The 12,413-nt window shown below is 33.5% G+C and carries 8 protein-coding genes and 1 pseudogene; all 9 read right to left on the bottom strand.

Annotated features, from left to right (window positions below):
* Positions 1-72: 72 nt before the first annotated feature.
* The 9 genes and pseudogenes from wzy to AB1284_RS06580 all read right to left on the bottom strand — a co-directional run bounded on the left by wzy (position 73) and on the right by AB1284_RS06580 (position 12,390).
* A complete protein-coding gene (wzy, locus tag AB1284_RS06620; RefSeq protein WP_429750719.1) occupies positions 73-1,641 on the bottom strand; it encodes an O-antigen polysaccharide polymerase Wzy in 1,569 nt (522 codons plus the stop codon).
* A gap of 14 nt (positions 1,642-1,655) precedes the next feature.
* On the bottom strand, positions 1,656-2,786 hold the full coding sequence (locus AB1284_RS06615) for a glycosyltransferase family 1 protein (RefSeq protein ID WP_429750721.1): 1,131 nt from the start codon (positions 2,784-2,786) through the stop codon (positions 1,656-1,658).
* Positions 2,787-2,888: 102 nt separating this feature from the next.
* Positions 2,889-3,755, bottom strand: a complete 867-nt coding sequence (locus AB1284_RS06610) for a glycosyltransferase family 2 protein (protein ID WP_429750723.1) — start codon at positions 3,753-3,755, stop codon at positions 2,889-2,891.
* A 125-nt stretch (positions 3,756-3,880) separates the two neighbouring features.
* A complete protein-coding gene (locus tag AB1284_RS06605) occupies positions 3,881-5,044 on the bottom strand; it encodes a glycosyltransferase family 4 protein (RefSeq protein WP_429750725.1) in 1,164 nt (387 codons plus the stop codon).
* A gap of 66 nt (positions 5,045-5,110) precedes the next feature.
* Positions 5,111-6,925 (bottom strand): polysaccharide biosynthesis protein, encoded by a 1,815-nt coding sequence (locus AB1284_RS06600; RefSeq protein WP_429750727.1) that lies wholly within the window; start codon positions 6,923-6,925, stop codon positions 5,111-5,113.
* Between the two features lie 813 nt (positions 6,926-7,738).
* Positions 7,739-8,050 (bottom strand): annotated as a pseudogene (locus tag AB1284_RS06595) (AzlD domain-containing protein).
* Between the two features lie 156 nt (positions 8,051-8,206).
* Complete coding sequence (locus tag AB1284_RS06590; protein ID WP_429750728.1) at positions 8,207-8,980, bottom strand: flagellar hook-basal body complex protein; 774 nt, start codon at positions 8,978-8,980, stop codon at positions 8,207-8,209.
* A 46-nt stretch (positions 8,981-9,026) separates the two neighbouring features.
* Positions 9,027-10,307: a flagellar biosynthesis protein FlhF gene (gene flhF, locus AB1284_RS06585; protein WP_429750729.1), complete on the bottom strand. Its 1,281-nt coding sequence runs from the start codon at positions 10,305-10,307 to the stop codon at positions 9,027-9,029.
* Positions 10,308-10,323: 16 nt separating this feature from the next.
* A complete protein-coding gene (locus AB1284_RS06580) occupies positions 10,324-12,390 on the bottom strand; it encodes a flagellar biosynthesis protein FlhA (RefSeq protein ID WP_429750731.1) in 2,067 nt (688 codons plus the stop codon).
* Positions 12,391-12,413: the final 23 nt, after the last annotated feature.

The raw sequence follows: 12,413 nt of genomic DNA, 5'->3' as shown, positions 1-12,413 counted from the left end.
CCATACCTTTTTAATTTTTCTGAATAACACAAAATTTATATCAGTGGAGGGTTTTTATCCCTCCACTGATAATTAACCTTCATCAATCGATCTTTTACTGGCGATCGATTCCCACCTAATTTCTTTACTCATTGCGAAACTTTGAGGGGAAATACTTTTGCTGGGTAATGCTGTATAAAATTCTTTACTTATTTGTTTTTTTGATGGCCTGCAAAATAAAATCAGTAGAAAATAAGGTAAAATAACCATATATACCTCAAGTCTTACTGTTAATAATAATGAAGCACGGACATTATTAATAAGTATATAAAGAGTAATAGCTGCTAATGCATTCCTAATTAGAATACGCTTTGCTCCGTTAAAATTAAAATCAAATAATTTTCCAAAAGCATACCCTAATATAGACATGAACAGCGGACCAAACCATCCGAAATTATAATATGCTTCCGCAACTATGGAAAATCCAGGCCCGTAATCCATTTTTAAAACTTTCATTAACCAATTTGGTAAATCTGCAAGGTCAGCAAAGCTATATCCACCAAAAAACGAACTAGGGATTATAGCCATAATGGAAGAAAAATAAGACTCTCCAAGTTTAAAACTATATATATCAGGCATAATATTCATTACTTTCACTAAAGGAAACATGGATCCACCTAGTTCACCAATTCCTGAAACAATTAAATTATCTTCTATCATCTTTTTCTGATATAAATCAAAAAAAGTACCTATATCTCGATTAGAATATAATCTAAACTCAGAAATAACAGGTAATGTAGAAAACAGAATAAAACCAATTGTTATTAAAATAAAAACTTTATACCCTTTAAAAGGTTTAATTTGTACATGCCATAGCCAGATAAAAGCTATAATTAAAGATGTAGCAGTACCTCTTCCTCCAGTCATATAGCCTATTAGAACAGAAAATAAAATAACTCCGCTTATTAAACGGAGAATCAGTTTGTTTTCTTTATAACATATTAAAAGAAAAAACAACCCAGGTATAAAAAACATGCTAAGTGATTGAATCATATTACTAGCTGATCCACTTATATTCTCATTTTCATACAAAGATAAATAACCATTATTCAGTGAATTTTTCACATCATCCAAAACATTATGAAAGTACGGATACACAGAAACTATAACAAAAATCCACGCAACTATCTTTACTGTTTTGGGAGAACTAATATTTTCCATCCTATTCATTACATTACTTTTTCTATCTTTATAATCCCTTATAGACAATATTGCTCCCAGATGTAAAAAAGCCATACAAAGGCAGGTATAAAGCTGTGCTGCTAACATTTCTGCATGAGTAAATTCTACATATAAATCAAAGTTCTCTAAAGATATTCCCAATGATTTTAAGAATGCTTGCCCATATAAATATACAAAAAAAGAAAGTAGAAATAATATATATGGGTGAAACAAATACCCCTTCATATACTTCCAGGATAAAACACACCATACAAATAGAATATTCCCTATCCAACCAAAAAATACAACATCAAAATTTGATATTGTATTTTTTTCATACGTAAGCATTACTATACCTATTAAAGTCATAAAAAATATAAATAAGCTGTGAGATACAATAATAACTTCTCTCTTACATACTAAGGAACTCTTTTTTCGCATATATACCCTCATCCCTAAACTCTATACATTAGCATTAATCTTTCAATACTGCGATTAATATCATAACCTTTCTGTTTAAAAACAGCCGCAATTTGTTCCATATCAACAGTTTTCAATTTCCTCTGACTGTGAATTGCATGAATCCACTTATCTATGTCATCGTTTAAGCTTATATATTTTAATAATCCTAAACCTAAGTCTGCTTCTATAGTAATTACGTCTGAAACTACACATGGTATACCTGCTGCTTGAGCTTCTATAAGTGTTACAGGCAGTCCTTCAAAAATAGATGGCATAATTAGAAGATCGAATACCCCCATTAATCTTGGAATATCTGATCTTATACCTAAAAAAATGATATTCTTATCTATCCCTGCTGATTTCGCATTTTTTCTAAGTTCATCACGTAATTCTCCATCTCCGACAAATATCATTTTGAAATCTACACCTTTTTCTTGTAATCTGCGACCAACCGAAATCGAAAATTTGTGATTTTTAATAGCATTTAAAGTACCTACTTGTCCTATAACAAGTGTTTCTGGTCTTAACTTCAATTCATTTCTAATAGCTAATATATTTGAATTATGATCATTCCTGTATTCTGCCACATCGATTGCGTTAGATAATACAACACCTTTTTTATTAAATAACGATTCTCCATAAAGAAAACATCCTGCATCTACCCCACAAGCAAGATAATGTGTAGCGTTCAAATGAATTAACTTTTTCATTACTATATTGTATATGTTCCGAAGTAGATTAGAGTTAATAGTAGCTTTCGTACTATGCGAATGTGCAATTCTACATTTTACTCCCGCTATTCGTGTAGCTAATAACACCAATCCAATATTATAAAGGGTATGAGCATGCACTACATGAAATGGACCTTGTTTTTTTATCACCTTCATTAGGTTGTAACAAAATTGAACAACTCCAGTTTCCTTTGGGGAAGGTATATAAAATATTCTACCTCCCAACCTTTTTATTTCATCATCAAAATGGCCTTTTACTCTACTAAAAGAAACAAAATCAAATTGTATATGATTACGATCCATATTGCGATAAATATTCATAATCATAGTTTCTGCACCACCACAGCGCATTTCTCCAGCTACTTGTAACACTCTTATAGGATTATTCTTCAAAAAATTTCACCTCATTTTAAAAAGACCCTATCTTCAACACGAAATACAACATAAGGGATATTCCTCTATGTCAATATTTAAAAATGAAAAATTAAGGTAGATTTATATAGGTAATTTGCACTTTTGAATCCTCTCTATCAACATCCCAGTTTCTACTAACTCGGCGTCAACTATATGATTATTTCTTTTGTTAATTAGAAATTGCTCTGCTTTTAACATACTAAAAAGAATATAAATATACTCTTTTAGACATGACTTAACAACTAGCTTTACAGTTTCAATCCTTCCAACTGAATTTGGTCCATAATTCCTAAATATTTTTCTATCGGTTTTACAACTTAATCTATAATTCTTTAAGTTAATGCAGCTATTTTCTCTATAAAACAAAAGAGGTTCTTCCAAAATGAAAAAATTTGAAGTTTCAAGCGTTCTAACCCATATCTCATGATCTTCAGCTCTAACGTATTCTTGAGAATATAGATTTGAACGAAACCATTCTGCTTTTCCCATTACAGTAGGATGAATAAATAACCCTTTGGCAAGTACTATATGCGGTTCAATATTATCGCCTATCACTTTTCGTTTTCCAACTATATCATCATTCTCATTAATGATATAAGCACGTGTGCCAATCAAATCAATATCGGGATTGCTTTGAAGAAATTCCAATTGTTTTTTGATTCGTTCTGGGTGCATAATGTCATCGGCATCCATTCTAGCAATATACTCACCTTTTGCTAAAGAAGTAATTTGATTCAATCTATATACTAATCCTCTATTTTCTCCATCATGATATACTTTTACTCTAGGATCTTTAATTGATTGAGCTAGTTCCAATGATCTATCTGAAGATCCATCATCTATTAACACAAGTTCCCATTCTGAATATGTCTGAGCAAAAATGGACTGTATAGTAGTTTGTAAGGTCTTCTCACAATTATAAAAAGGTAACCCTATAGTGACTAACACTGCCCTCACCCCCCCAATCTATTCCTCTTCACTAATTAACGATTCTTCCAAAGAGCGAATTAAATTTATATTTCTGGGTATGCTACACATCTTATAAAATATTAAAACGAAACAAACAAAGATTTTTACAATTTTCTACTTTTAAATGCGTTAGTACTTAAGCTAGGAGAAGTTAACCTCATATACATTCCGTAAATTTCATCCATTTCTTTTAATGTATTAGTTTGGGAATATATTTTAGAAATATAAATCCCCATTTTCCCCATTTCTTCTCTTTTAACAGATGATGTATATATCTCCAAAACTCTTTCTACAAGTTCATCACCCTTATGAAATATAAATCCATTCGTGCCTTGTTTAATTAATTCTCTATGACCTCTATTATCCATCGCTATAACAGGCTTTCCACATGCCATACCTTCAACAAGGTTCATCCCTAATCCTTCTCGTAAACTAGAAGAAACAGAAAGATCGGAAAGCTGAATTAATTCATGAATATGTTCACAAAACCCATAAAGAAAGACATTTTCTTCAATATGATTATCTTTTAAGAATTTTTTGTATTCTTCTTCCATACTTCCTTCTCCGGGTAAAAGAAGTCTAATATTTGGAATATGATTTTTTAATAACACAATACTCTCCAGAAGGACTTTTTGATTCTTATTAAGATTAAGTTCTGCTGGATAAATTAAAATAAAATCTTCCATACGAAAACCATATTTTTTACGAAGTTTCATTTTTTCTTGATCATTAACAGCTTTAAATTTTTCTAAATCTACTCCCACACCGTGAATTTTTTTTATACATATGTTTTGATTAAATTTTTTGAGCGCCAATTGATAATCTTCTTCATTTATTGTTATTAAGCAATCTGTATAACGACTCAAACTTTGTTCTATTGGATAATACACGAGCCAATTTATAAATGGTGCTCCTTTAAAAAAATGAAAACCATGTACCGTATATATGACTTTAGTTCCTTTATTTCTAGCTTTACGTGCAGCTAAGCGTGCAAGTACTCCCCCCATAGGTGTATGACAATGAATGATTTCATAATTGTGTTTCTCTATAATCTTTTTTAGTTCTTTATAAGCATTCACATTATTCATGTGAAAAGGCGACCGTTTAATTGGAATATTGTACTTTTCATCCACGAAAGGAAGTTCTATATCCCCCCTTGCTGCCACATGAACTTCCCATCCTTTATCTTGAAACCATTTCATATAAGGTAAATGAAATGCCTTAAAATGATAATCTACTGTTGCACAAAACAATACTTTTTTTGACATTTATATCACCTATTCAAATACTTTTTTTATACAGTCCTTTTACATTAAGATACATGTAGCAAACTACTAAGAACTGATGGCTTTTCTCTTTGAATCGTTTGCTATAGAAAGCAAGGTTTCCCTTATGTCTTGCTGATTCATCAACTGGAACCCATGTAAAAACTTTTGCAACATTACCTGATCAACTAACATCGCTTTGCCAATATGAATCTTAGGGAATATCTGTTTAGGATATACCTCATTTTCATTTAAAAGTTCCTCGTACATTTTTTCACCAGGACGAAGACCAGTAAATTCAATTCCAATCTCTTCAACTGTATAGCCAGATAGTTTTATTAAATTTTTTGCCAAATCAATAATTTTAACTGGTTCCCCCATATCAAGCACAAATACCTCGCCACCTTTAGCTAACGCACCCGCTTGAATAACTAAACGTGAAGCTTCTGGAATTGTCATAAAATAACGAACCATATCAGGATGTGTAACAGTAACAGGACCACCTTTTTGAATTTGCTTCTTAAATAGTGGAATAACACTCCCTCTACTTCCTAACACATTGCCAAAACGAACTGCAACAAATCTCGTTTCACTTACAGTGTCCATATGTTGTACAATCATTTCTGCAACACGCTTTGCCGCCCCCATTACACTTGTTGGATTTACCGCTTTATCAGTAGAGACCATTACAAACGTATTGACCTTAAACATATCCGCCGCTTCTGCAACATTCTTTGTGCCAATAACATTATTTTTCACAGCTTCTTCTGGATTCCGTTCCATTAAAGGAACATGTTTATGTGCTGCAGCATGATATACGATATATGGTTTATACCTGTCCATAATTTGAAACATTTTATGAAGGTCTTGTACATCTGCAATTTCTGTTATAATTTCAATCTCATCTTTATATAACGATCTTAATTCCATTTCAATTGTATAAATACTATTTTCACCATGCCCAAGTAGCACAATTTTAGTCGGCTTATATTTCATAACTTGACGACAAATTTCAGAACCTATCGATCCTCCGGCACCAGTCACTAAAATTGTCCTACCTGTAATCTTTTCACCGATTCCTGCATCATCTAATTGCACTGGTTCTCTTCCTAATAAATCTTCAACCTGTACATCTCGAAATTCATTTACAGAAATTTTCCCATCTAAAATATCCTCTAACATTGGGACCATCTGTGTTCTCGCTTTTGTTTTTGTACATTCTTCAAAAATCCCCTGTGCTCCTTTTCTACTTAAAGATGGGATTGCAATAATGATTTGCTTGATGTTATAACGTTCTACAACTTGTTGAATATCTCGTGTTTTTCCAACTACAGGAATATTGAAAATTTCAAGATTTTGTTTATAGTGATCATCATCAACAAATACCACCGGATATAGATCAGTTGCTCTATTTTTTAACAATTGCCGTGCAACCATTGTTCCTGCTGACCCAGCACCTACAATTAATGTATGGGTTTTATCAGTGCTTTTTGTAATATAAGTATCGCGAAACATCCGCCATATAAAACGTGAACCACCTATTAAGAACATATGTAGCATCCAAGCTATTATTAAAATTCGTATAGACATATCACTATTTAACACTTGCTGTACTACCGCTGTAATAAGAATAGAAAATGTTGCAGTCTTAATAATTTGTAACATTTCCCCAATGCTTGCATATTCCCATGCTTTTTTATACAGCTTGTAATAACTAGCAAAAATATAATGACAACAAAGCAATATCATTGAACTACTTATGAAATGTATAGGTACTTGCATTAATACATTAGGCTGTATAAGCCAATAACTTACATACGCTGAAGCCAATACAATTAGCGAATCAATCAGTATGAGTAAATATAATCTCCCTCTATAGATCAATTTATCTCCCTCCTACAGAAATTACAAATGTATGCCCAAAATGTCTATTTCCGTAATTGATTTTGTAAATCCGATTAATTCTCTATGTAACCCTTCATCTTGTAGCACTTTTTCAATAGTTTCTACTATTGTATACAGAATCGTTAATTAATCTATAATCACGACTATTTCCTTTAGACGCTTGCAAGAATCATTTTTCTCAGCCAGAGACTAGAGTAATAGCCATCCTAAGTTACAGATATCTGTCAAGCTAGATATCCGTAACTTAGGATGGCACTTGTCCTTAGATAGAACCATAGCCAAAATTTTCATACATCATATTGGGCATCTAACCCGACCTCACACCATGCTTTCGACGACACGCGTCTAAGGTAGCCATTCTACCCACAACACAACCGAGTGCCTCCATTGATAGTGGTCAGGAGACATCACCATGTTCGTACCAAAAGGTACTTAATATCATTTTTAAAAATTTGTTCTGAACGGTATGGTACAGAGATAGTTGATTCTTTTTCATAAGTTTCTGCACTATTAATTAATTGTTCTTTTTTAAGAACGTAATTTCATTTTAATAGAAACTTAATTCCTCATTATTATCGCTTACCGTTCTTTATAATGAATATATACATATGTAAATACTATACTTAATTTACAGGATTTACAATAGTTTTTTAAAAAAATTCCGACTACTGTTCGAATTGTATCATTTTTTGTTGATTTATCCCTTTTTCGAATATATGTTATCCAAAGATACGACAGGTTGCTAGTTCACTCCCATAAAAAATGTTGGATAAAGACCAACCCATATAAATTCTAAAATAATAATTTTATATGAAATGAGTCGGAGGAGTGAATTCCCCTGAGCACTGCGCGAAGCAAACTCCAGGTGAAAATCACAACAAGGAACGTCGGGATGGCCGCTAATAAATAATCCACTTGCACCGTTTCATCTATAAATAATGTTTATGCTAACAATGCAGCTAATATTGCAATTGGAATATGATTTAGCCATCTCAACCCCCATTCTGGAATTTCTATTTTACTTAATACAAGCAGCGGTACTACTCTTGAAAGAAATGTGGCAACTGCTGTGAATGAACAAGCGCTCGATGGACAATCTAATATTTTCTTATTTTGTATGTCCTCATCATGTAATTGGAACATATCACAATATTCTTCAAACGTTCGACCATTACAAACAACTCTCTCAATATTTAATTTCATTTCTCCTCCCTTCCTTATTTTAAAATAAAAAAAGGAATGCCCTCTTTAGGCATTCCCTTATCTTAATAACTCATTCGATTCTTTATCATACACTTTATCAAATGTTGTCATCACGCGCTGCGATGCTTGGACCATCTTTTGGTTCGTCATAAGATCGGTCATTTCTTTCGTCAGATCAACATTTGAGTTTTCTAACATATAATTATGAACAGCAGCTGTTCCATTCGGTAAATTAGCAATGTTTGCCCCATCTACTGTAAAGGTTTTGTCTTCATGCTTTACAAGATGTGCTTTCATGTTTGCGTCAACTGACTTCGTTTGTAACCGCGCAATATTTTGCTTGGTCGCTTCATTATAAATAGTACCATCAGCCTTTACAGAAAGCTTCGCACCTTCAGGAATACGAATACGCTCATTATTACTATCAAGTACATACGCACCAGCTGTTGTTTGTAAGTAACGATCTGCATTTAAAGTAAAATGTCCATCTTTCGTCATATATGTTTGATTATTTCTTGAAACTACAAAGAAAGAAGCTGCACCTGTATTTCCATCTTCTAAGTAAAAATCAGTACCACTATTTGTAATTTGCATCGTACCTTGCGTCAAATTCACATGTGTTGCAGCCGGTACAACGGCATAATCAACCGTTCCAATTGCAGTTTCTCTTCCATTTACTTGACGGTATGTTTTATGTGTATCAAAAACTTTTGACGTCATTTGATCTACTTTAAATCCTGTTGTTTGAGCATTAGCAATGTTATTTGCATGCATGTTTATATGCTGCATGTAGTTCATCATTCCCATAGAACCGATATATAGACCGTTCATACTATAATGAATAAGGCGAAAACCTTATTCTTCCCTCGCTCTCTTATTATGATGTGTGTAACATTTGACTTGCTAAATGTTCAGCTGTTGCAATATGCAAGTGCTGCGTAACATCTTGGCCATCTGTTGTAAATACAATTGGTGCAGTTGAAACAGCTGGAATTTTTAATAGTTCCCCAATGCTTGCTGTTTCATCAAACTTTGTAAATATAAACCCATTAATATGTATATCTTTGAAATTGGTAATAATCTCAACCATATCTTTACTTTTCATTGAAGCAGATAATGTTAAGCAAATATAATCCGGTTGAATTTGCTCCATCATTTCAATCGTACCTTGTACAGATTCTATTGTACGATAATTCTTTCCGGCTGTATCAATTAATATATAGTCAACTGGTACCTCCTGCTTAAAGTAAGAAAGTGCCCTAGACATTCCATCTTCATCACGTACTGCAAGGACTTCTGCTCCAATTATTTTCACGTGCTCCTGCAATTGCTGCGCTGTCCCAACCCGGGACTGATCAGTTGTAATAAATCCAACTGTTTTATTTTGTTCATATAACTGCCAAGCGATTTTTGCAAGTGTCGTAGTCTTCCCAACACCTGTCGGTCCGATTAAGGCAATCGTTTGTATTCCCTTATCAAACACATTTTCTGTATGAAAATGTGTACTCATATCTTCAAGAATAAACTGCAATACTTCTTCTTCAGTAATAAGAGAAGTATGTTCGAACTTCGCTCGTAATTTCTTTTCGTATACTGTTAAGAAATGTTCCTCTACATCATTTTTCTCGAGTGTACGAAGCACCTTTTTAATAATAAATGGTACTGATGCTCCTTGCTCTTCTGATATTTCCTTTACAAGAGAAACATCTGCCTTCTGTTCATCGATTTCTGATTTTTCGTCTTGTTTTTCCACAGTTTTCATTACAACAAGTCCCTTATCGAACACTTGAAGTAATTTTTGTTTTTTCTGCATCCACTCTTCACTTTGAGCAAATGGTTTTGGTGTATATGGAATGTTATGCGTTTTATTCTCCAGGTCATGTAAAATCGATTGTATCTTCTCTGCTTGAATCATTTCCTCTGATTGTTCTTCTACTATTTCTGTTACGAAAGATTCTTGCTCTTCTTCACTTTTTTGAGGAACTTTTACAATCATTTCATATTGCTTTTTCCAAAAGAACGGAATCTTTCGTTTGACTGTCTCATCCACAACATAGTAATAATCATTTCCGAATTCCTCAAAAAGTTGATGATACAGTTCGCTTTTAGAACGGGCCTGAATTCGCTTTATGCTTTCCTTCTTTGCTGTGCTTTCCATTTTCTCTCACCTCCGCCTACTCAATATATGCAATTTGATCTACGACTACTTCAGGTGCCAATTCACTTATGCACAGTACCTTTGCCTCTATTTGATAACGGTCAAGCAGCCTTACAATACCGAATCGAAAATCTTTACGGCGCGTTAATAAAACGGGGTCTCTCCCCATTAAGCGGGACTGTTTGAAAATGTGTTGAATTTGATCGATGACACGTGTTTCTTGTTCTAAATCCCAGTTTAATAGATACCCTTGATACGAATTATTTACTACATCAGCATCAAGTTCAATTGAATCCGAGAATAGCGCTGCATAAATTTTTCCATCATAATTTTTCGCATGCTCACAAATCACCTTTGAAATACATTCACGTACGAAAGAAGTGACACCATCCGCATGATTTTGATATATTTCTTTTCCATCAATAATGCCTTCCATAATTGTCGGTAAATCTCGAATCGAGATTCCTTCTTTTAACAATTGTTTCACGACATTTTGAATAAGAGATAAATCAATTTCTTTTTTCTTAATTTCTTCTAATAATACACTGTGATCATGCTCTAAAGATTGAATTAAATCTTTTACATGCTGACGCTGTAATAGTTCATGTACATTACGACGAATAATAACATCTAAATGCGTAATTAAAATACTAAGCGGTTCTAACACTTGATACCCTTTCATTTGTGCATCTTGTACAACATGCTCTAAAATCCAGTAGCCATCTTCACCAAAGATTGGGTCTTTTGCAGGCTCAGCATCTAAATCTGCCATAACATTTGGTGTTTTGAGTGCTAATAAATACCCCGATTTTAAGACACCTTCCGCTACCTTTGCACCTTTAATTCGAATCACATAACGTCCGCGAGGTCTAAAACTCGTATTATCTTTAAAGTTAATGCCAGGAACGTTAATTCCTAAATCTGTAATAATCGATTTTCGCATTAATACAACTTTATCTCGAGCTGTTTCTCCGTTAATTTTTTGTTTCACAAGAGCCGCTAAGTCAAGCCCCAGTTCAACGATAATTGGGTATTTATCAGTAAAGACACCAAATGAATCTTCCACTTTCTTAATTTGATCGTCATCACTTTGAATCATTTCTAATTCTTTTTGCAGCTCTGCTTCTTCCTCTTTCTTCAAGCGCTGTTTATTCCTGTATCCTAAGAAAATAACTCCTCCGCCAACAATTAGAAATGGTATGAGTGGAAGCGGTGAAAATATACCCATGGCAATAAATAATCCACCGAGTGCATAAACAACGACATCATGCGCCATTAACTCTTTATAAATACCTTCGTTTACTGTATCAGATGATCCGTCAAATACGCGTGTAACGATAATCCCTGTCGAAATAGCTAATAATAATGAACCGATTTGATTCACAATTCCATCGCCAATCGTTAATTTCGTATAATGATAGGCAGCTTCTTGAAATCCCATTCCTTGCTGCATCATTCCCACAATTAATCCGAAAACAATATTGACGAATAAGATGACGATACTAAAAATAACATCACCTTTTACAAATTTTCCGGCACCGTCCATCGCACCGTAAAAATCTGTTTCCATATTTAATTTCTTCCGTTTGTTCTTTGCTTCTTCATCTGTAATAATGCGCTGATTTAAATCCGCATCAATCGACATCTGTTTCCCTGGCAAAGAATCAAGTGTAAAACGTGCCGCAACTTCAGCAGTACGAGAAGCACCATTTGCGACAATAAATTGGAATACGATAAGTACGATAAAGATTACAATTCCAATTAATATATTTCCGCCAATAACAAACTGACCAAACTCCTCAATAACATGACCAGCATTCCCGTTTGTTAAGATGGCCCGCGTCGTAGAAACGTTAATCGAAACACGAAAAATTGCAATTAATAATAGTAATGTTGGAAATGACTTTAACTCATCCCACTCTTTAATGCTCGTTGCCCGCATATATACGAGCACTGCCATTCCAAGTAAAAAGACAATAATGACATCTAATATAAATGGTGGCAATGGAATTAAAAGTGCCACAATGAATGACACTGCTAAAAAGATAGAAAAATAGGTTCTTGCAGAATCTATCTTAAACAAACAGAATCTCCTCCAAACGCGCC

Origin of the sequence: Bacillus sp. S2(2024), assembly GCF_050474045.1 — a bacterium.
GTDB classification, from domain to species: domain Bacteria; phylum Bacillota; class Bacilli; order Bacillales; family Bacillaceae_G; genus Bacillus_A; species Bacillus_A yunxiaonensis.
The sequence above is the reverse complement of the archived record's forward strand: the minus strand, read 5'-3'. Positions and strand labels throughout refer to the sequence as shown.